21 protein-coding genes are annotated in these 20,506 nt (G+C 62.4%); 15 read left to right on the top strand and 6 right to left on the bottom strand.

Annotated features, from left to right (window positions below):
• Positions 1-85: 85 nt before the first annotated feature.
• Positions 86-1,159 (bottom strand): DUF2336 domain-containing protein, encoded by a 1,074-nt coding sequence (locus V7S54_RS00260; protein WP_065372495.1) that lies wholly within the window; start codon positions 1,157-1,159, stop codon positions 86-88.
• 297 nt (positions 1,160-1,456) lie between these two features.
• Between V7S54_RS00260 and V7S54_RS00255 the strand changes: the two genes are divergently transcribed.
• The 3 genes from V7S54_RS00255 (at position 1,457) to V7S54_RS00245 (ending at position 3,056) form a co-directional block, all read left to right on the top strand.
• Complete coding sequence (locus V7S54_RS00255) at positions 1,457-2,125, top strand: SH3 domain-containing protein (RefSeq protein ID WP_065372494.1); 669 nt, start codon at positions 1,457-1,459, stop codon at positions 2,123-2,125.
• Between the two features lie 151 nt (positions 2,126-2,276).
• On the top strand, positions 2,277-2,558 hold the full coding sequence (locus V7S54_RS00250; protein ID WP_065372493.1) for a hypothetical protein: 282 nt from the start codon (positions 2,277-2,279) through the stop codon (positions 2,556-2,558).
• Between the two features lie 327 nt (positions 2,559-2,885).
• Entirely contained in the window at positions 2,886-3,056 is a 171-nt protein-coding gene (locus V7S54_RS00245; RefSeq protein ID WP_176707512.1) for a hypothetical protein, read from the top strand.
• 175 nt (positions 3,057-3,231) lie between these two features.
• On the opposite strand, the gene V7S54_RS00240 is transcribed toward V7S54_RS00245, so the two are convergent.
• From V7S54_RS00240 to V7S54_RS00230, 3 genes are all read right to left on the bottom strand, one after another.
• Positions 3,232-3,777, bottom strand: coding sequence for a DUF1254 domain-containing protein (locus V7S54_RS00240; RefSeq protein ID WP_065372492.1), 546 nt, complete (start codon positions 3,775-3,777; stop codon positions 3,232-3,234).
• The gene (locus V7S54_RS00235) at positions 3,770-4,357 is read right to left on the bottom strand and encodes a DUF1214 domain-containing protein (protein WP_058325572.1); all 588 of its coding nucleotides are present in this window, start codon (positions 4,355-4,357) and stop codon (positions 3,770-3,772) included. The genes V7S54_RS00240 and V7S54_RS00235 overlap by 8 nt, the downstream gene beginning before the upstream one ends.
• Positions 4,358-4,504: 147 nt before the next feature.
• A complete protein-coding gene (locus tag V7S54_RS00230; RefSeq protein WP_065372491.1) occupies positions 4,505-6,706 on the bottom strand; it encodes a transglycosylase domain-containing protein in 2,202 nt (733 codons plus the stop codon).
• Positions 6,707-6,869: 163 nt separating this feature from the next.
• Between V7S54_RS00230 and V7S54_RS00225 the strand changes: the two genes are divergently transcribed.
• Positions 6,870-7,337: a YcgN family cysteine cluster protein gene (locus V7S54_RS00225; RefSeq protein WP_057251076.1), complete on the top strand. Its 468-nt coding sequence runs from the start codon at positions 6,870-6,872 to the stop codon at positions 7,335-7,337.
• An 85-nt stretch (positions 7,338-7,422) separates the two neighbouring features.
• Here the strand turns inward: V7S54_RS00225 and V7S54_RS00220 are convergent, their stop codons facing one another.
• Together V7S54_RS00220 and V7S54_RS00215 are read right to left on the bottom strand one after the other, a co-directional pair.
• Complete coding sequence (locus V7S54_RS00220) at positions 7,423-7,761, bottom strand: MmcQ/YjbR family DNA-binding protein (RefSeq protein ID WP_065372490.1); 339 nt, start codon at positions 7,759-7,761, stop codon at positions 7,423-7,425.
• A 225-nt stretch (positions 7,762-7,986) separates the two neighbouring features.
• The gene (locus V7S54_RS00215; RefSeq protein ID WP_173515957.1) at positions 7,987-8,127 is read right to left on the bottom strand and encodes a hypothetical protein; all 141 of its coding nucleotides are present in this window, start codon (positions 8,125-8,127) and stop codon (positions 7,987-7,989) included.
• Positions 8,128-8,966: 839 nt separating this feature from the next.
• Between V7S54_RS00215 and feuN the strand changes: the two genes are divergently transcribed.
• The 11 genes from feuN to V7S54_RS00160 all read left to right on the top strand — a co-directional run bounded on the left by feuN (position 8,967) and on the right by V7S54_RS00160 (position 20,484).
• Entirely contained in the window at positions 8,967-9,221 is a 255-nt protein-coding gene (gene feuN / locus V7S54_RS00210; RefSeq protein WP_057250394.1) for a two-component system FeuPQ modulator FeuN, read from the top strand.
• Positions 9,222-9,363: 142 nt separating this feature from the next.
• Entirely contained in the window at positions 9,364-10,035 is a 672-nt protein-coding gene (gene feuP / locus V7S54_RS00205) for a two-component system response regulator FeuP (RefSeq protein ID WP_034789361.1), read from the top strand.
• On the top strand, positions 10,025-11,410 hold the full coding sequence (locus V7S54_RS00200) for an ATP-binding protein (protein ID WP_065372489.1): 1,386 nt from the start codon (positions 10,025-10,027) through the stop codon (positions 11,408-11,410). Before feuP ends, V7S54_RS00200 begins: the two co-directional genes overlap by 11 nt.
• A 216-nt stretch (positions 11,411-11,626) precedes the next feature.
• Entirely contained in the window at positions 11,627-12,070 is a 444-nt protein-coding gene (locus tag V7S54_RS00195; protein ID WP_065372488.1) for a hypothetical protein, read from the top strand.
• Positions 12,071-12,201: 131 nt separating this feature from the next.
• Positions 12,202-13,344, top strand: coding sequence for a c-type cytochrome biogenesis protein CcmI (gene ccmI / locus V7S54_RS00190; RefSeq protein ID WP_065372487.1), 1,143 nt, complete (start codon positions 12,202-12,204; stop codon positions 13,342-13,344).
• Positions 13,341-13,793 carry a cytochrome c maturation protein CcmE gene (ccmE, locus tag V7S54_RS00185; protein WP_065372486.1) on the top strand — a complete coding sequence of 151 codons (453 nt, stop codon included), beginning with the start codon at positions 13,341-13,343 and terminating at the stop codon, positions 13,791-13,793. Before ccmI ends, ccmE begins: the two co-directional genes overlap by 4 nt.
• Positions 13,790-15,778, top strand: a complete 1,989-nt coding sequence (locus V7S54_RS00180) for a heme lyase CcmF/NrfE family subunit (RefSeq protein ID WP_065372485.1) — start codon at positions 13,790-13,792, stop codon at positions 15,776-15,778. Before ccmE ends, V7S54_RS00180 begins: the two co-directional genes overlap by 4 nt.
• Positions 15,775-16,230: a cytochrome c-type biogenesis protein gene (locus tag V7S54_RS00175; RefSeq protein ID WP_065372484.1), complete on the top strand. Its 456-nt coding sequence runs from the start codon at positions 15,775-15,777 to the stop codon at positions 16,228-16,230. The genes V7S54_RS00180 and V7S54_RS00175 overlap by 4 nt, the downstream gene beginning before the upstream one ends.
• A 340-nt stretch (positions 16,231-16,570) precedes the next feature.
• Positions 16,571-18,130, top strand: a complete 1,560-nt coding sequence (locus V7S54_RS00170; protein ID WP_065372483.1) for a Do family serine endopeptidase — start codon at positions 16,571-16,573, stop codon at positions 18,128-18,130.
• A 252-nt stretch (positions 18,131-18,382) separates the two neighbouring features.
• Positions 18,383-19,081: a response regulator transcription factor gene (locus tag V7S54_RS00165; RefSeq protein ID WP_065372482.1), complete on the top strand. Its 699-nt coding sequence runs from the start codon at positions 18,383-18,385 to the stop codon at positions 19,079-19,081.
• Complete coding sequence (locus V7S54_RS00160) at positions 19,078-20,484, top strand: sensor histidine kinase (protein WP_065372481.1); 1,407 nt, start codon at positions 19,078-19,080, stop codon at positions 20,482-20,484. The genes V7S54_RS00165 and V7S54_RS00160 overlap by 4 nt, the downstream gene beginning before the upstream one ends.
• The last annotated feature ends 22 nt before the right edge of the window (positions 20,485-20,506 follow it).

Below are 20,506 nucleotides of genomic sequence, written 5' to 3'. Positions count from 1 at the left end.
AGGCACGTCAGCCATTGCCCAGGCATGCTCTCGACACGGGAGCATGCCGCATCAAGGCGAGGAGCATGATGAGTATTTTCTGCGCCTAGCCGCGTCGCCGGCCGAAAAGCCGCTGGGGCTGCACATTGCCGGCGGCCGCCGCAATCTTGCGAGGGCCGATCTGCCGCGCATCGTTGGCGGGATTTTCGGCGAAGTAGGCTTCGTGCCTCGCAGCCGGCGCTCCTTCTTCGGCCTCTGCCTCGAACCAGCCATCGAGCTGTTCGCGGCAGGCGGTACGGTTCATGGCGCCGATCAACGCTTCCGCATGGCTCGTCTCGCCGAAGGGTTCGCGAAGATGCGGATACAGGGCCTGAAGCACGAAACCGGCATCGGCCGCCTGGACATCGAGCGCGACGAGGCTCGTCGCAAGCCGCTGCCCGGAGATATCGAGCAGGATGCGTTCGATTTGGGCGTCCTTGGTGCCGAGCGCCTGGCCGAGGACGCGCGAGAACAGGATGATCTCGCCGCTGCGGGCAAAGCGCACGAGCAGTGCCGCATGCACCTCATCGATTGCCTCGGATGAGGCGGCCGGCACGGGGTTGCGTGACCCCGCTCGCGCCAGGGTCTTGATCTCGTGCCTGAGTGCTTCTTCGCGGGCAGTCCGCAAGGAAGCGGCTTCAGCCTCCGGGTGTGGCTGTTCCGCCACCGCCTGCTTCGCTGCGCTGCTGCGCGCGGCGAGCCCGGGTGGATTGTGGTGCTCAACCAGGGCATCGACGACAAGGGGGGAGAGGTTGGGACGCCGCGCGATCGCTGCGGCATGTTCCGGCCCGCGCTCGCGGATGACCGCAATGAGGGTGCGGTCCGCTATCGCCTTCGAACGCGTCAGGAAAATCGCGGCAATCGAAATCGGCATGCCGCCGATCAATGCGGCGACCGCTTCGGGGATCTGCGAGCACTGGGAAAGGGCTGCCGCCGCCTGACGGCGCGCTTCGTTGCTGGAGCCGAGGAAGAGCGGCTCGAACAATTCGGCAAACTGCTTCATGTCGGATTTGCGGGGGATGCGCAGGCTTTCGAAACCGGTAACCGTCGCCATCAGGACAACGTCCTTCAAGCGGCCGGTCTGTGGCCTTTCCAACTCACGAAAGCGATCCGTCACGGTAATTCCCTGCACGCAAAACATGATCGCCGTTTCCGGTGATCCGGAAAGGCACACGTCGCAAAAATTAGAAGAAAAGCGTTAGCGCACTGTTAACTATGGATGTTGGAGCTTTATTCAGGCTTACGGCACATGCGTGGCGCGCCACAGGGCCGACCGTTCGCCCCGCTGGCCCCGCATTTCTCGGGGACATCCGCGGCATAAGCCATAAAAAATCCACATGCGGTCACGAGTTATCGCGGCGACGGTCAAGGGCTCCGGACGCCCGCCGACGTTTGTAGGCCAAATGAAGAGGGGCCTCTCCATGGGAGATATGGAACTGTGAAGAAATTTATCCTGCGCGCAGCGGCGGTCTGCGCGCTCCTCGCGGCGCCGGTTATCGCCGAGGCTGCCGAAGGCTTCGCCACTGCCAATGTGAACATGCGCTCCGGTCCGAGCACCCGCTATCCGGCGGTATCGATGATCCCGGTCGGCGAATCGGTGGAAATCCACGGATGCCTTGCGGATCTGCCGTGGTGCGACGTCTCGTTCTACGGCGGGCGCGGCTGGGTCGCCGGGCGTTACGTTCAGGCCGACTATCGCCGCAATCGCGTTTATGTCGAGCCCCGCTATTACCGCCCGCTCGGAATTCCAACGGTCGTCTTCCAGTTCGACAACTATTGGGACCGCAACTACCGTGGCCGCGACTTCTATCGTGAGCGCGATCGCTGGCGCCGGGGACCGGATTGGGTCGACGACCGCCGGGATCGTCGCGACTGGGAACGGCAGCGCGAGCGCGACCGCCGCGACTGGGAAACCGGCCAGCGTGAAGAGGAGTGGCGCAGCCGTGACAGCGAATGGAGTCAGCGGACGGTACGTGAAGAGCGCCGCGAATGGGAACGTCGCAGCGACGGCGTGCGCGTTCGCCAGAACGATGACGGCATCTACGAAGGCGCCCGCCCGGCACCGTTTGTTCGGTGCCAGTTCGACGATCCAGACTGCGAGGACTGACGTGGAGCGCCTGAAACGGCGCTCTCCATTGAACGGGAAAACGGGCGGCTCTGGCCGCCCGTTTGCTTTTGAGGCCCCGGTTTTCTGCGGCTTCTGGCGGAACCAAACGCCATCCGGAGCGTTGAGACGGCGCAGACAAGGGAGCGTTGTAATGGTGGAAAAGAAACTGGAGGCCGTGCAGAGAGTCAGCGAAAATGTTTCGCAGGCGCAAGCGCGCGCTGAGGTTGATGTGCAAATCGCCGAACTGCGGGCGGAAATCGCCCGGCTGACCGAAGCCGTCTCTGCGATTGGCAGCGGCACGAGGGCAGTCGTGCAGGGCGAGGCGGAGTTGATGGTGGAACGCGTTCGCGAGCGCGTGCGCGAGGAGCCTCTGTCGACGCTGGTGGCTGTTGCCGGGGTGTCGTTTCTGTTTGGCCTGATATCGCGACGCTAACGAGAAGCCGCGGTTTGCGAACCGCCCCTCCGGGTTGTTACCTCGGATACATCTCGAGGGCTCGTCTGGCGAGATAATGAATTATAGGTTGGTGTCGCAGCGGTGTATTAGCATTCTGTTAACCAGCCTATGGCTCAATCGGGGCGGACCCGTTATCATCGGGCTGCATCGCGTGAACCAGAAGAGCAACATCCGGGCGACCGGAAGAAGGAGCAAACGAGAAAAGCGCGCCTGTCCAGGCAAGGCCTGGAAAAATGCGCTGGCCCGAGAGGGCAGGGTGAAATCTGTACGGTAGTTCATCCGTCTCAAGACTTTGTGGAGACGAGCATGGCAGACGTCATCAGAATTCAGGACCGAAAGGTTCGCGTACCGCCGCGTAGACCGCCTGCCATATCGGGCGGGGCCAAAGTGCTTCTGTTCACAGGTATCCGCTACGAACGCCTCGACCGCGACCCGCAGCCGACGGCACCCGATGGACGTCGGATCAAGAAGCAGTAGCGTTCGATTTCCCGCGTCTGCGGCCGGCTACGACCGGGCGCGCGTCCTTGGCCCGAAACATCAGGGCCCTTCACCATAATTCTTGAACTGAACTAGTCTTTGCGTGGCTGTCTGCCGCGCGCAACCGCGATTGCGCGGTCAAGCCTTCACGTCAAATGAACGCACTAAGGTCGCTCTAGCGCCGAAAAGGCTCGCAGCTTGATTCCGCGAGGAAATTGCGGACCTGCTCCTCGAAACTGTCGACTGGCGCCATCGCTCTCAGAACGGCATAGCCGTCCTGTTCCTTCATCTCCACCATGATCGATTGTGCCAGCGCCTCCGGCGGAGACTTGCGCAGTTCCACCAGCTGGATCGGCGTCGCGACGACAAGGTCGAGCTTGCCGTTGACCGCCGTGTGGTCGTTCATGCTGAAGACTTCGTTCGAATTGCTGTCGAAGACCGCGAGCGACCAGAACGGCACGCTGCCGCTGGCGAGGAAGCGCGCCGGCCCGTCCGAGATCGAAAAGCTGCAAACGGCCGTCCTGAGGTAGGGATCGTCATTGGCAAGGCCGGTCGACCCCGGCGTGCTCGTCAGCGCGAAGAAACTGTCCATCTCGAGCAGCCCCAGCACGCGGGTATAGGCGTCGCGGCCGGTAAACTGCGGCAGCGACAGGATGATGATGATGTGCAGCAGGGCGGCGCCGACGAGGCCGAGGACCGTGGCGAAGAGAACCTTACGCATCGCCGCACCCGGTCTTGGTGATAACAGGCATGGCGAGGTCTATCAGGCCGGAGGAACCCGCAGTCGGCGTGTCGAGCAGCGTCAGGACCAGCCGGAAGGTGCCCGCATGGCGCACGGCCAGCCAATTGTCCGGCTGGGCGTTCGGCGACACATGGATGGTGAAATTGCTGTTTTCGCTGCGCAGCACCGTCCAGGAGTTGAGGGCCGAGGGCAGATCTGAGCCTGGACGCAACGGCAGGCCGTCGGCATTCGCGGCATAGAGCGTCCAGAAGCGAGCCTGCGGCGTCAGCCCTGTGACGTCATAGGAGCAGGTCGCCTGGAGCTTCTGACCCTTGTCGTCGGTCTGCGCGCTGAACATCAATCCTTCGGCGCCACCGTACAGAAGTTCTCCCGCGCGCGCCCGGTGCGCCTTGGCATAGGGATCGGCATTGATCGTCTGTGCTTCCGGAAAAGCGACCCACGGGCCGATCGCGATCGATCCGAAACCGACGGTCGCCTTCAGCGCCCATACGGCCGAGGCAATGCCGCCGCCGAAGGCGATGGCAAGAGCGAGGGCGACGAGGAAGGGGATTCGAAACAAGGGCAGCTCTATCGGAAATCGTTCTGTGGCGGGGCAACATGGGGTTGCCTCCATATCTCGCCGAAATTGGCGCCCGGCGCAACGGCGACTGACGGGGCCTGCGCGACCTCACGATGAGATGGATGCCGCAGGCCTGGCCGGGAGACTTTAGTTGCTGGCGGCATTGGGGTCCGTCTGTCCGGAGCGTTTTTCTTCGGCAGCGCCGAGGGCGGCGAGCCTGCCGCCGGCCTTTTCTGGCGCTTTCAGTGCCGGGGCCTTTTCGAAGGTCTCGCCGATCGTGCGCAGCAGGCGGGTGACCTCGGCCGACAACGAGCGCGGGCGGACGAGTGGCGGCAGGGCGTTCTCGTCCGGCTTGGCCGTCGCGACCTCTGGCTGCTTCGCCGGCGCCGTCGGGGCGGTGACGCCGGGAATAGCGCGGTGCTCGATGCCTTGCTCGGCATAGTCCATCAGCCGCTTGAAGGTCATCGCCGGCAACGAGCCGCCGGTCATATTGTCGGTGGACGTGTAGTCGTCGTTGCCGAACCAGACGGCGGTCGTATAGTCGCCGGTGAAGCCGACGAACCAGGCGTCGCGATAGGCCTGTGTCGTGCCGGTCTTGCCGCCGACGACGATGCCGTTGTCGAGGGCGGCCTTGCGCGCGGTGCCGATAATCGGGATCTGCGTCAGCATCGAATTCATCGATGTATTTGCGGTTTCCGAAAGCACGCGCCGGGCCGGCGGTTCGTCACGCCCGAAGTCGTAAAGAATGTCGCCGTCATAGTTGAGAATCTGGCTGATGCCATGCCGACGCGACTGCATGCCTCCGGCCGGAAACACGGCATAGGCGGTCGCCTGATCGAGCACGGTCACTTCGGAGGTACCGAGCGGCATGGTCTTGTCGGTGCGCAGCGGTGTTTCGATGCCCATGTTCTTGGCGGTCTGAGCGATCAGATCGGTGCCGAGCTTGTCCTTGGCGAGGCGCACGGGGATGGTGTTGATCGACTTGGCGATCGCCGTCAGGATGGTGATACGTCCGGCATAGCTGCGGCCGTAGTTCTGCGGCGACCATCCGCGCCAGGTGATCGGCGCGTCGACGACGACCGTTTCCGGCGTCATGCCCTTCTCCATCGCCGCAGCGTAGGTGTAGACCTTGAAGGAGGAACCCGGCTGCCGCAGCGCGCGGGTCGCGCGGTTGAACTGGCTCTCGCCGTAGTCGCGGCCGCCGACCATGGCCCGCAACGCGCCGCCATTTTCGAGCATCACGAGCGCGCCCTGCTTCACATGGAAGCTCTCTCCATATTGGCGCAGGCTCGATTCCACCGAGTCCTCGGCAGCGTTCTGCAGGCCCATGTCGATCGTGGTGCGCACGATCAGCGAATGCTGCGCGAAGGGGCGGGCGATGCGCTGGACTTCGTCAAAGGCCCAGTCGAGGAAGAAGTCGGGCGCCTTTACCTGGGCGCGGTCGATAACGGTGGCGGGAGTGAGCCGCGCCGCAATCACCTGACCCTCGGTCATCAGCCCGCCCTGGACGAGGTTGCTCAGAACCTCGTTGGCGCGTCCGCGCGCGGCCGGCAGGTTGACGTGCGGCGCGTAACGCGCCGGCGCCTTGAAGAGGCCGGCGAGCATCGCCGATTCCGCCAGATTGACATCGGTGATCGCCTTGCCGAAATAGAACTGCGCGGCCGCTGCCGCGCCGAAGGTGCCGCCGCCCATATAGGCGCGGTCGAGATAGAGCCTCAGGATTTCCTTCTTCGAAAGGTTGCATTCGAGCCAGACCGCCAGGAAGGCTTCCTTGATCTTGCGCTCGATCGTGCGTTCGTTGGTGAGAAACAGGTTCTTGGCGAGCTGCTGGGTCAGTGTCGAGCCGCCCTGGACGACACCGCCAGCGCGGGCATTCTCGGTCATCGCGCGGGCAAGGCCGAGGAAGTCGATGCCCCAATGGTCGAAGAAGCGTCGGTCTTCGGTCGCGAGCACCGCCTTGATCAGATGGTCAGGCAGTTCGTCGATCGGCACGGAATCTTCGTGAATGATGCCGCGGTGGCCGATTTCATTGCCGTAGCGGTCGAGGAAGGTGACGGCGAAGTCGCTCTGGGCGCGCCAGTTGCCCTTTGTCTCCTCGAATGCGGGAAGCGCGAGCGCCAGCATCAGCACGGAGCCGACCGTACCCCAGTTCATGGCTTCGCCGAGCACCTCGAAGACGACCTTTTTCCAGCCCGTGACGCGGAAACGGCGGAAGAAGATGGTGGTATCTTCCCACCATTGCGATAGTTTGAAGCCGGCATTCCAGACCGTGGAATCGATCCAGGAGTCGACCCTGAGAAAGATGTGCCGTTTTTTCGGCCGGTTATCGTCTTTCCTCGGTTCCCGCACGTCTCAACGTCCTGAAGGCTTTGTGGCATCATGCCGGCGCCGGGCAATATTTGCACGACGTCAAATTCCAATCTACTTGCATATCGCGCCGCCGGCCTTAAAAAACCGGCAATTTTCTGCGAAATTTCTGTATCGCGGGCTATTTGACGAAAGTGTGATGACGATGGGCGAAATGCCTTTCTGGAAGGCGAAGAGCCTTGAGGACATGACCAATACGGAGTGGGAAAGCCTTTGCGACGGCTGCGGGCTCTGTTGTCTGAACAAGCTGGAGGATTGGGATACCGGCGAGATCGCCTGGACCTCGATCCGTTGCACCCTGCTCGATGGCGAGAGCTGTCGTTGCAAGGACTATGAAAACCGGCAGGCGACGGTGCCCGACTGCATCCAACTGACACCCAAGGCCGTGCGCGAGATCACCTGGTTGCCGCCGACGTGCGGTTACCGCCTCGTTGCCGAGGGGCGCGATCTCTATTGGTGGCACCCGCTGGTTTCAGGCGACCCGGACACGGTCCATGCTGCCGGCATTTCGGTGCGTGGCCGCACCGTCGCCGAGGATGGCATCGATATCGAAGATTACGAAGATTATCTCGTTACCTGGCCGCTGGAAGTGGGACAGGAAAGCGTCGATTGAGAAGCGACTGGCCGGCGTTTCGCTATCGCCGTGCAGACGGAGCGCTTCGCACTCAGGTGAGCCGGCTCGCTTTTCTCGATCCAGCCTAGTGGCTGCCACCGTTCTTCTTGACGAGGTTTTTCGGCGCGACGTTGCGCCAGGCGGTTTCCATCGACTGGCGCACGAGACCCTCGTCCGCTTCGACGAAGTAGAACGAGGTCCAGCCACGGTCTCCCCAGCCGCCGGGCACGGCAGCGCAGACCCCGGGCTCCATTTCCAAGAGCATACGCTGCTGGTCAGGCGTGAGTTTGAAGACCGCCCGACCCGCCTCGGGCAAGGTCATGAAAATGCGTTTGCCCACCCGGAAGTCCCGTGTGCCGAAATGCGCGTTTTCTTCCGTTCCCGGCAAGCTTAGCGCGAGTTTTTCCATCTCTTCGGTTAGCATTCGGGAAGAGTAACATGGTTTTTCCGAATGGCCAAAAGGCTGAAAATCGCCACAAAAATCGACGGGCCGCGGCACTTGCGACGGCGGCGATCCGGTCGGGCGACGACGGAACATGCGGCGTTGCAGGACGTGCTTCATCCCGACCCGAAGGTTCAACTCCGTGTTGCGTCTTCTCTATGTTGGGAGGGTCATGGCGCGCGACAATCGATGCGCCGTTGACAGGCGTTATTCAGCCGGTTGGATCGGCTTCGGGGTGCTTTCGCCAGCAGCGCGCATGGCGCGCCATTCGTTTTCGAAACGGTCGAGCAGCGATTGCGGTACTTTGGACTGCTGAGATGCGGGCTGGTTGTTCGCTAGCGTCTGCATCCGATCCTCCCGGGCCTATGACGGTTTCATGACGTTTGATGCGGCGGACAATTTCATATCGTAAAGGCTTTGTAAATCAGTGGCTTAAATCATTTAAACGATTGAAAAATATTTAAATCGATTAATTTTTCGTTGATCCACAGCCGTCCGTCAATTCGCAGATGTGGTAGTGCAGATGCGACTAAATTGGCTGTTCTTTTGAAGTAATTTTGCGAACGTGTTTTCTTGCGCGCGAACGCCAATCTTTACGTATTCAGGCACGAATAGGATATGCCGAAAGTCGGCACGCTTGCGCCCTAGGTGGCGAAAACCATCGCCATGAAATCGAAGGGTGTCAGGGGCTTAGTCAGGCTACTGGAATCCGGACGCGATCAACCTGACTCAACCTCGCAGGGTGTTGACTCAATTTTCAAATGATCGCCGCCAAGGGGTTCAAAGGAATCAGGAATCGCTTCCTGCTTGATGTGTTGCCTCAGCGATCGGGCTATGGCGGATGGCCTGGCCATCGCGACGCGCCATCCTATGACGACGTCTGAAGGCTAGCGAAACATACTTAACAAAAGGCTGCCACGACCAAGGCCTGAGAGCTTCAAGCTTTGTTCTCTCAGCAGCCGCACAGATGAAACCGTCGCATGAAGTGGCCATCGCTTGCCGAACGAGGGCCGTGGCCCGGGTTCCGTCAGGGACGGAATCGCTGCAATCTAGGGTCGGAATTCCGGTTGGGTCTGTGGGTTTTCCCAATGGGTGCCTGGCGGGTCGGAAGGCCGACATTCATTTGCCATTCAGCCTCATTCGGTTATTGCTTCTGCCATGATGCTTCCCAAGTCGAAAGTGCGTTCATGTCTTCACCAGTGATCATAGCCGCGCTTGCTGCAGGCCTCGCGGGCTTCAGCCCGCCTGCGATCAATGTGCCGTCGGATAATGTCGTCCGTGTGGCCGGCGATTGCAGCGCGGCCGCTGCACAGGTGGTCGCCGACACCGGCGGCGAGTTGTTGTCGGCACAACCGACGTCGGATGGCCAGTGCGTGATCACGGTGCTCGTTCCCGGTAACGGCGGGCGACCGAAAAAGGTGACGGTCAAGGTGCCGATGTAAGCGCTCTCTCCAGTGCCGTGCGTCTTGTCAGACGCGACAAGGTCGCTGTAGCGCTTTAAATGCCTGCATGTTTCTGTCCTTAAATCGGCTAGGATTTGACGAAACAAGCAGCGGGGATGGCCGCGAGAGGAAGTAGAGACGAATGCGCATTCTGATTGTCGAGGACGACGCCAACCTGAACCGGCAGCTCGCCGAGGTGCTGAAGGAGGCCGGCTATGTCGTCGACCAGGCCTATGACGGCGAGGAGGGGCACTATCTCGGCGATGCCGAGCCCTACGATGCCGTGATCCTCGATATCGGCCTGCCGGAGATGGATGGCATTACGGTTCTGGAGAAGTGGCGCGGCGACGGCAAGACCATGCCGGTGCTGATCCTGACGGCGCGCGATCGCTGGAGCGACAAGGTCGCGGGCATCGATGCCGGCGCCGATGACTATGTCGCCAAGCCCTTCCATGTCGAAGAGGTTCTCGCCCGCATCCGCGCCCTGATCCGCCGTGCTGCCGGCCATGCAAGCTCGGAGATCGTCTGCGGCCCGGTGCGCCTCGATACCAAGGGGTCCAAGGCAACCGTCGATGGCGTGGCCCTCAAACTGACGTCGCACGAGTTCCGGCTGCTCTCCTATCTCATGCACCACATGGGCCAGGTCGTTTCGCGCACGGAACTGGTCGAGCATATGTACGATCAGGATTTCGACCGCGATTCCAATACGATCGAAGTGTTCATCGGCCGGCTGCGCAAGAAGATCGGCAACGACCTGATCGAAACGGTGCGCGGTCTCGGATACCGAATGCAAGCGCCAGGCAATGGCAATTAGATCGCTCACAGCCCGCGTATTGGCGGTTTCCACCGTCTGGGCGGTCGTCGCCCTGGTGGTGATCGGCGTGGTCATTTCTGAACTCTATCGGCAGGGCTCCGAGCGCGGCTTCAAGGACCTTTTGCGCGCGCAGCTTTTCAACGTCGTCAATTCGATTTCGGTCAACGAGAGGACGGTGCTCTCTGGAAGCCCGCAGCTCGGCGATCTCCGCTTTTCGCAGCCGCAGACCGGTTGGTACTGGATCGTCGATCCGATCGGCGAATTCGACACACCGCCTTTGATCTCGACGTCGCTCGGCAACGGCAAGCTGCCGATCGCCAGCGTCGATGAGGTTCCGTTCGACACCGGCTACGTCCGGTTCTACACCACCAAGGATCCGTTCGGTAACGAGGTCGAGGTGTCCGAGACCGAGGTCGTGCTCGACATTCAAGGCCACACCGCGCGTTTTCGCGTGGCCGGCAACCGCGACGTGCTCGAAGCCGACATCAATCGCTTCACCCGCAACCTGACCATCGCACTCTCCATCTTCGGTCTCGGTGGTCTCGGGGTGAACGCGCTGACCATCCTCTTCGGCCTGCGTCCGCTCGATCAGGTCCGTCGCTCGCTGGAGAAGATCCGCACCGGCGAAAGCGAGAGGCTCGATGGAGCCTTCCCGCGCGAAATCCAGCCGCTGGCCAACGAAGTCAACGCACTGATCGACAGCAACCGCCGCATCGTCGAGCGTGCGCGCATGCAGGTCGGCAACCTCGCGCATTCCTTGAAGACCCCGATCGCCGTGCTCCTCAACGAGGCCCGGGTGCTCGATGCGTCGCATGGCGAACTGGTGCGGAACCAGGTCGATGCGATGCAGATGCAGGTTCAGTCCTATCTGAGCCGCGCGCGGATCGCGGCGCAGCGGGAATCCGTCCTGGCGAGGACCGAGGCGCAGCCGGCGCTTGAGCGTCTGGTTCGGGTGATGCGCAAGCTGAACCCGGAAAAGCAGGTCCATCTGTCGATCAATCCGCCGGCATTGGTGCTCGCGATGGAACTGCAGGACGTCGAGGAAACCGTTGGCAACCTGCTTGAAAATGCCGCCCGCCACGCCCGTGGCGAGGTGTGGCTGAACGTGCGGCCGGCGCCGATCGAACTGCACGCGAAGGAGCCCGGGAGGCAGTGGATCGTGCTCGACATCGATGATGACGGCCCGGGGCTCAATCCCGACCAGATCGCGCTGGCGATGAAGCGCGGCAAGCGGCTTGACGAAAGCAAGCCTGGAACCGGGCTCGGGCTTTCGATCGTCAGCGAGATCGTGCGGGAATATCAAGGCACCATTACGCTGTCTCGGCGGGACGAAGGGGGATTGCGGGCGCAGCTCCTGTTGCCGGCCGCAGCCTAGAGCAAGATGAGGATGGGCGTGCGCGGTTTCGTGATCTAGGTGTCACACCCGTGCTCGAAAATGTCACATCGGCAGGGCACGCCGTTGCCTCGGCAGGCGGGGAATGCCAAAAGAAAATCAAGGACAAGTCGTCATTTGACCCGAATGGATGGGTTCTTGAATGCGGCTTCGGATAGGGATTGTTGAGTGTCGCGGATCATGAGGAACCAGGCAGAAATGACACGGACTTTTGTCGTTGGCGGTAGGATCGTGGTGATCGCGTCGGCCGTGGCTCTTGCCGGTTGCGGCACGACCGCGGGCGGCAAGGGTGGTGTCGCCGGCCTCGGTTCGACCGCGACCCGCGGTGTCTCCTCGACTACCTACATCGCTGCGCTTCAGGGCGGCGTGATCGGTCGACTTGCCGATATCGATATCGGTACGTCCGACCGCCAGCGGGCGCTCGAGGCGGAGTATCGCGCGCTCGAGGCGGCACCGGGTGGCCAGCCGGTCACCTGGAACGGACGCGGCGTCAGCGGTTCCGTCGTTGCGGCCGCTCCCTATCAGGTCGGATCGCAGAACTGCCGCCAGTACAGCCATACCGTCACGATCAAGACCCAGGCGAAGACGGCCCGCGGTGCCGCCTGCCGCAATCCCGATGGCAGCTGGACGCCGCTGACCTGAGCGCAGCTTCTCTGAGGCGTCCGAGAGTTGCCAGGCGCGGCTTGGCCGGCTGTTGCGGCGAAACGCCTCAAATCTCCGTCATGACGGGTTTTCGAGTTGGAATGGCATGGACCTCATAGTATTGAGCGTCCATGTTGTTCTGGATCCTCGTCGCCACTTTGACGGCGGCCGTCGCCGCCGTGCTGATCCTCCCGCTGATGCGGGCAGGGGAAGCACCATCGTCTCCCCACAGCCATGATATCGAGGTCTATCGCGACCAGCTCGACGAACTGAAGCGCGATCAGGACAGCGGCCTGATCGGCAGCGATGATGCCGAGCTTGCGCGCGCCGAAGTGGCGCGCCGACTGCTGGCAGCGGGTGAGAGCGATCGCGATGTGGCGACGGCTGTTTCGCCGCGGCGCGGGGCCAATCGTCTGGCCCAGGTATTCGTGCTCCTCTGTCTTCCCGCAGTTGGGCTCTGTCTTTATTTGCTGACCGGCAGCCCGGGCGTGCCGGCGCAGCCGCTTGCCGCTCGTCTTGCTGATCCCAACGGCGACATCAATGTCCTGATCGCCAAGGCTGAAAACCACCTGGCGGTGAACCCCAACGACGGCGCCGGCTGGGATCTGCTCGCGCCGATCTACATGCGCAACGGTCGCATTGAGGAGGCGGTTGACGCCTATGATCGGGCGATCCGTTTGCTCGGGCCGACGCCGGCGCGTCTCGGCGGATACGCGGAGGCGCTCGTCGTGCAATCCGACGGCCTCGTGACGACGAAGGCGCAGGAGGCGCTCCGGCAGGCACTGACGCTCGACCCCAATGATCCGCGCTCGGAATTCTACCTTGCCCTCGGTCTCAAGCAGGAAGGCAAGAAGGAGGAGGCGCTGACTGCCTTCAACAGGCTGGTCGCGACGTCGCCTGCGGATGCGCCCTGGCTGCCGCTGGTCAAGCAGCATGTGGCAGAGCTGACGGGCGCCGGCACCAGCAGCGCTGCTGCACCGGGCAATCCGAGCGCCGAGGATGTCGCGGCCGCCGAGAGCATGGGCTCCGGCGATCGTCAGGAAATGATCCGCGGCATGGTCGAAAGCCTTGAAAGCCGCCTCAAGGAAAATCCAGATAACCTCGAAGGCTGGGCGCGACTGATCCGCTCCCATGTTGTCCTTGATCAACGAGACAAGGCTGCGGCGGCGCTAAAGGAGGGCCTGAAAACCTTCCCAGCCGGTGGCGATGGGGGCAAGCAGCTCCTGGCGCTGGCTCGTGAACTCGGGATTGCGACCGATGGAGTGACGCAATGACGCGCAAACAAAAAAGATTGGCGATCATCGGTGGCGGGGTCGGCTTCCTGGTTCTCGCGGCCTTTCTTGTCATGTTCGCCTTCAGCCAGGCGATCGCCTATTTCTACGTGCCGAGCGACCTCGCCAAGGCGAACGTTTCTCCGGGTACGCGCATCCGCCTCGGCGGTGTGGTCGAAGGAGGGTCGGTGAAGCGCGGCGACGGCAAGACGGTCACCTTCACCGTCACCGATACGCTTGCCGGCGTGCCGGTAACCTACACGGGCATCCTGCCCGACCTGTTCCGCGAAGGGCAGGGCGTGGTGACGGAGGGAGCCTTCGTTCAAGGGAGCTCCGTTTTCGTGGCGGATACGGTTCTTGCCAAGCATGACGAGACCTATATGCCGAAGGATGTCGCCGACCGCTTGAAGGCCCAGGGCGTTGAGCTCAGCGGGAAGGAAACCATTAAATGATCATCGAGCTCGGACATTACGCGCTGGTCCTGGCATTGGCGACGGCGGTCATCCAGGCCGCTTTGCCGATCCTCGGAGCGCGGCTGAACGATCGCGGCTTGATGGAATTGGCGTCGAGCGCAGCGGTCGCCTGTTTTCTGCTGGTCGCCTTCGCTTTCGTCGTGCTCACCTTCGCCTACGTGACCTCGGACTTCTCGGTTCGCAACGTCTGGGAAAACTCCCATTCGCTAAAGCCGCTGATCTACAAGATCTCGGGTGTGTGGGGGAACCACGAGGGATCGATGCTGCTGTGGCTGCTGATCCTGACGTTCTTCTCGGCGCTGGTCGCAGCCTTCGGGCGCAACCTGCCGGAAACGTTGAAGGCGAATGTGCTTGCGGTCCAGGCCTGGATCGCCATGGCCTTTGCGCTCTTCATTTTGCTGACGTCCAATCCGTTTGCGCGGTTGATCCCGGCGCCGGGTGAGGGCAAGGACCTGAACCCGATCCTGCAGGACGTCGGGCTCGCCATTCATCCGCCGTTGCTCTACCTCGGTTATGTCGGCTTCTCCGTCTGCTTCTCCTTTGCGATCGCGGCACTGATCGAGGGCCGCATCGATGCCGCCTGGGCGCGCTGGGTCCGCCCGTGGACACTTGCTGCCTGGACCTTCCTCACTGCCGGCATTTCCATGGGCTCCTACTGGGCCTACTATGAGCTCGGCTGGGGCGGCTGGTGGTTCTGGGATCCGGTGGAAAACGCGTCCTTCATGCCCTGGCTTGCGGGCACGGCGCTGCTGCATTCGGCCCTGGTCATGGAGAAGCGCGAGGCGCTGAAGATCTGGACAGTGCTGCTCGCGATCATGACCTTCTCGCTGTCGCTGCTCGGCACCTTCCTCGTACGTTCAGGCGTGCTGACCTCGGTTCATGCCTTCGCCACGGATCCGACCCGCGGCATCTTCATTCTCGCCATCCTCGTCTTCTTCATCGGCGGCGCCTTCACACTCTTCGCCTTGCGCGCCTCGCACCTGAAAGCCGGCGGCATCTTCGCGCCGATTTCGCGCGAGGGCGCGCTGGTCTTCAACAACCTGATCCTGACGACGGCAACGGCGACGGTGCTGACCGGCACGCTCTACCCGCTGGTGCTGGAGGCGCTCACCGGCGACAAGATCTCCGTCGGTCCGCCGTTCTTCAACATGACCTTCGGTCTCTTGATGCTGCCGCTGCTCTTCGCCGTGCCGTTCGGTCCATTGCTCGCCTGGAAGCGCGGTGACCTCGTCGGCGTCGCCCAGCGGCTCTTCGCTGCGGTTGCGATCGGTCTCGTCTTCGGTACCGGCTACTATTACGCAATGAATGGCGGCCCGGTCCTGGCGGTCTTCGGCATCGCTCTTGGCGTCTATCTGATCGCCGGTTCCCTGACGGATCTCGGCTTGCGCTCCGGTCTTGGCAAGGTCGCGGGCAACGTGGCCTGGCGGCGCTTCACCGGCCTGCCGCGCTCCGCCTTCGGCACGGCGCTTGCCCACATTGGCCTCGGCGTCACCCTGATCGGCATCGTCGCCGTCACGGCGTTCGAAACCGAGACCGTGGTCGAGATGAAGCCCGGCATGACGGTCGATGCCGGTGGCTACACCCTGCGCTTCGATGGCATGCGTAACGGTAGCGGCCCGAACTACACCGAAGAATCCGGTCACTTTACCATCAGCCGCGGCGGCGTTGCCGTGTCCGAAGTCTGGTCGTCGAAGCGCCTCTATCAGGCACGCCGCATGCCGACGACGGAGGCCGGCATCCGGACCTTCGGGCTCAGCCAGCTCTATGTTTCGCTCGGTGACCAGATCAGCGAAGGCGGTATCGTCGTGCGCATCTGGTGGAAGCCGATGATCCTTTGCATCTGGGGTGGAACCCTGTTCATGATATCAGGCGGTTTCGTGTCCTTGAGCGACCGTCGCCTGCGGGTCGGCGCGCCGGCCCGGGCCAAGCGGCCGAAGACAGTACCGGTGGGAGCCGCCGAATGACCCGTCTGCTGCTGGCGCTTCTGCTGCTCCTTTCGCCTGTTGGCTCGGCCTTCGCGGTCAATCCGGACGAAGTGCTTGCTGATCCGGCGCTTGAGGCGCGAGCGCGGGCGATCTCGGCCGAGCTCCGCTGCATGGTCTGCCAGAACCAGTCGATCGACGATTCCAATGCCGAGCTCGCCAAGGACCTGCGGGTGCTCGTGCGCGAGCGCTTGGCCAATGGCGACAGCGATGAAGCGGTGATCGATTATGTCGTGTCCCGTTACGGCGAATTCGTGCTGCTGAAGCCGCGCTTCGAGACAAAGACGCTGATCCTGTGGGGCATGCCGGCGACCCTGCTGCTCGTCGGGGCGATCACCCTTGTCATTGCGGCCCGCCGCCGCGGAGCCCAAGCAAAGGGAACACCGCTTTCCGAGGATGAAAAGGAAAAGCTGAAGAAACTGCTTCAGCCCTGACGTCTGCCAAAAGCGACGTGGCGCAATTTGCCGCTTCGCGCTCCTCGTCTCCAGGCCAACATGTTGAAACCGTTGGGGATCTCTCCGGTTGGAGAGCGGAGCCATTTGTGATGGCCCACGCTTTGGAACGGGCTTGAGCAGCGTCCATCTTCGCTGTCGCCGAACATTACCAAAAATTCATCTTCCGGACAGAACTCAGTAAGGTCCCATCCGTTACATCTTTCGTCATCGGCTGCCCCTCCAGTCAGCCAACCGAGCTCGTCTTCCCTGAGACGGGCATCGCAACCAGGTTTCGATGCAGCCGCTTAGGCCGCATCAAGGAAGAGAAAAGGCAAAACGGATGATTACGACCAAATCCCTGCGTCCCTCCCTCAAGACCGTTCTGAAGGCCTCGACGGTTGCCGGCCTTGCCGCCGTCATGCTGACCTCCGGCCTGCCGGCGCGCGTCTCCCAGTCCTTTGCGGAAGCGGTGAAGGTGGAAGCACCGTCGGTGCCGAGCTTTGCCAATGTCGTCGAGGCGGTTTCGCCGGCCGTCGTTTCGGTGCGCGTTCAGTCGCGCGTCAATCCGGTTTCCGAAGAGGGCAACAACTTCACCTTCGATTTCAATGGTCGCGGTTTCGACGATCTGCCTGATGACCACCCGCTGAAGCGCTTCTTCAAGGAATTCGGCCCGCGCGATGGTGACCGTGCTGAGCGCGGCGGCCCGGGTCGCCGTGGTCCGCATGGCGAAGGCCGCCTGCGTCCGACTTCGCAAGGCTCCGGCTTCTTCATCTCCGAAGACGGCTACCTCGTCACCAACAACCACGTCGTCTCAGACGGCGCAGCCTTCACCGTCATCCTCAATGATGGCACCGAGCTCGACGCCAAGCTGATCGGCAAGGACAGCCGCACCGACCTCGCCGTGCTCAAGGTCGACGACAAGCGCAAGTTCACCTATGTCAGCTGGGCTGACGACAGCAAGGTCCGCGTCGGCGATTGGGTCGTGGCCGTTGGCAATCCGTTCGGCCTCGGCGGCACCGTCACCTCGGGCATTATCTCCGCCCGTGGCCGTGACATCGGCTCCGGCCCCTATGATGACTACCTGCAGGTCGACGCGGCCGTGAACCGCGGCAACTCGGGCGGCCCGACCTTCAATCTCTCCGGTGAAGTGGTCGGTATCAACACCGCGATCTTTTCGCCGTCGGGCGGCAACGTCGGTATCGCCTTTGCTATCCCCGCAGCGACCGCCAAGGACGTCGTCGCCGACCTGATCAAGGATGGTTCGGTTTCCCGCGGCTGGCTGGGCGTGCAGATCCAGCCGGTGACCAAGGACATCGCCGAATCGCTCGGCCTGGCTGAGGCAAGCGGCGCGCTCGTCGTCGAGCCGCAGGCCGGCTCTCCCGGTGAAAAGGCTGGCATCAAGAAGGGCGATGTTGTCACCGCTCTGAATGGCGACACGGTCAAGGATCCGCGTGATCTTGCCCGCAAGGTGGCCGCAATCCGTCCGGGCACGACCGTCGACCTCGCGCTGTGGCGCAACGGCAAGTCCGAAAGCGTGAAGCTGGAAATCGGCACCCTGCCGAAGGATGACAAGGAAGCAGCCAAGAGCCAGGACGACCAGTCCGAAGAAACGCAGCCTTCGAGCGAACAGGCGCTGGCTGACCTCGGTGTTACCGTCTTGCCGTCCGACGACGGCAAGGGCGTCACCATCGCTTCGGTCGATGAGGACTCCGATGCCAGCGACCGTGGCCTGAAGACGGGCGAGAAGATCGTCTCCGTCAACAATCAGGAGGTGAAGTCTGCCGACGATATCCTCAAGGTCATCAACGCTGCCAAGAAGGACGGCCGCAGCAAGGCGCTCTTCCAGATAGAGGCCGAGAACGGTAGCCGCTTCGTGGCCCTCCCGATCGATCAGGGCTGATCGCGGCAGTCAAATGATTGACCGGAGCGCCGCGATTTCCAAGTGATTTCGCGGCGCTCGCCGTTTGGAGCGGGATGAGGAAAGGTGTGTGCGGTTTTCCACCCGCATCCCGCTCTCACTTACGAAAATCGATCACGATGATTTTGGGTCCATACGACCGATGCTTTCGCGATCGAGGGCATTCGCCAATCCGGTTGTCTGGCCGGTTGTCGGAAGGCCGAAACGGGTTGAGACAGATAGGGGTCCGGGACTATGGTCGCGCGTATGAAGATTCTCATCATTGAAGACGATCTCGAGGCGGCAGCCTATCTGGCGAAAGCCTTCCGTGAGGCAGGCATCGTTTCCGATCATGCCAGCGACGGCGAGAGCGGCCTCTTCATGGCCAGCGAGAACAGTTACGATGTTCTGGTGATAGATCGCATGCTGCCGCGCCGCGATGGCCTCTCTGTGATCACCGAGCTCAGGCGCAAGGATGTTCACACGCCGGTGCTGATCCTGTCTGCGCTCGGGCAGGTCGACGACCGCGTCACGGGCCTGCGGGCCGGCGGCGACGACTATCTCCCAAAGCCCTATGCCTTCAACGAGCTGCTGGCGCGTGTCGAGGTGCTTGGCCGCCGCAAGGGAACGCCCGAGCAGGACATGGTCTACCGCGTCGGCGATCTCGAACTCGACCGTCTGTCGCATTCCGTCCGCCGCCAGGGCAAGGAGATCCCGCTGCAGCCGCGTGAGTTTCGCTTGCTCGAATATCTCATGAAGAACGCCGGCCAGGTCGTCACCCGCACGATGCTGCTGGAAAACGTCTGGGACTATCACTTCGACCCGCAGACCAATGTCATCGACGTTCATGTGTCGCGGTTGCGCTCGAAGATCGAGAAGGACTTCGATGTACCTCTGCTGCGCACCGTGCGCGGCGCCGGCTACATGATCAAGGATGACCGGGCCCCCGCATGAGCAAGCTTCGCGTTCTCTTCAGAACGACCGCGGTTCGGCTTTCCGCCCTCTACCTCATCCTCTTTTCGCTCTGTGCGGCCTTCCTCGTCTTCTATGTCACCGGCATGTCCGAGCGGTTGCTGCAGCAGCAGACCCGCGATGCCGTGACTGCGGAAGTGGCGCAGATCGAGCAGGTCTACAACCGCGCCGGCATGAACGGTCTTCTGCGTTCGCTTGAACGCCGCGCGCGTCAGCCGGGCGCAAATCTCTATGTCATCGCCGGGCCGAGCGGCGAAATTCTTGCCGGCAACGTCGCGAGCCTCGAACCGGGACTGCTCGACAGCGAAGGCTGGACCGAACGCCCCTTTGCCTATCAGCGCTATACTGACGAGACGAAGAAGGACAGCCATGTAGCGCTCGCCCACGTGCTGGTGCTCGACAATGGTCTGCGCATTCTCGTCGGTCGCGATCTGCAGGAGCCGCAGAAGTTTCGCGCGCTGGTGCGTCAGGCGCTGATGGTGGCGCTCGGCGTCATGGGGCTTGGCGCGCTCGTCATCTGGTTCGGCATCGGCCGCAACGCCCTGAAGCGTATCGACCGTATGTCGGAAGCGAGCACCAAGATCATGGCCGGCGATCTCTCGCAGCGCCTGCCGATGAGCGGCTCCGGCGACGAGTTCGACCGACTGTCGGAATCGCTGAATGCCATGCTCGGCCGCATCGAGAAGTTGAACGAAGGGCTGCGCCAAGTCTCCGATAACATCGCCCATGACCTGAAGACACCGCTGACGCGGCTGCGCAACAAGGCGGAAGCCGCACTTGCCCGCAAGGGAACCAGCCAGCGCGGCGCGCTCGAAGAGATCATTGGCGAGTCCGATCAACTGATCCGGACCTTTAATGCGCTCCTGATGATTTCGCGGGTCGAGGCCGGCTCGTCCGCGGCCGAGATGAGCGAGGTCGACCTTTCTGAGATCGTTTCCGATTGCGTCGAATTGTACGAGCCCGTTGCAGAGGATGTCGGCTTGAAACTCGAAGCCGAGGTTATCAAGAACGTCGGGATCTCGGGCAACCGCGAACTGATCGGACAGGCCCTCGGCAACCTCATCGACAACGCCATCAAATATGCCGACGGTGCGGACAATCCGCTGATCAAGGTCTCGCTGGAAAAGCGCGATGGGTATGTGCTGCTGTCTGTCGCCGATCATGGCCCTGGCATACCTGCAGCAATGCATGACGAGGTGGTGAAGCGCTTCGTTCGCCTGGATGAGAGCCGGTCCAAGCCGGGCACGGGCCTCGGCCTGTCGCTGGTGGAGGCGGTCATGGAGACGCATCACGGCTCGCTGCGTCTTGCCGATACCGAGCCCGCGGCCCGCGACGGCGGCAAGGGTCTGACCGTGCAAATGGTTTTCCCGATGGCTGCAACCTGATAGACCGGTTCCCGGAGAAGAG

The organism is Ensifer sp. CCNWLY38 (assembly GCF_037120565.1).
Lineage (GTDB): Bacteria > Pseudomonadota > Alphaproteobacteria > Rhizobiales > Rhizobiaceae > Ensifer > Ensifer adhaerens_H.
This window is presented reverse-complemented; position numbering and strand designations above follow the sequence as displayed.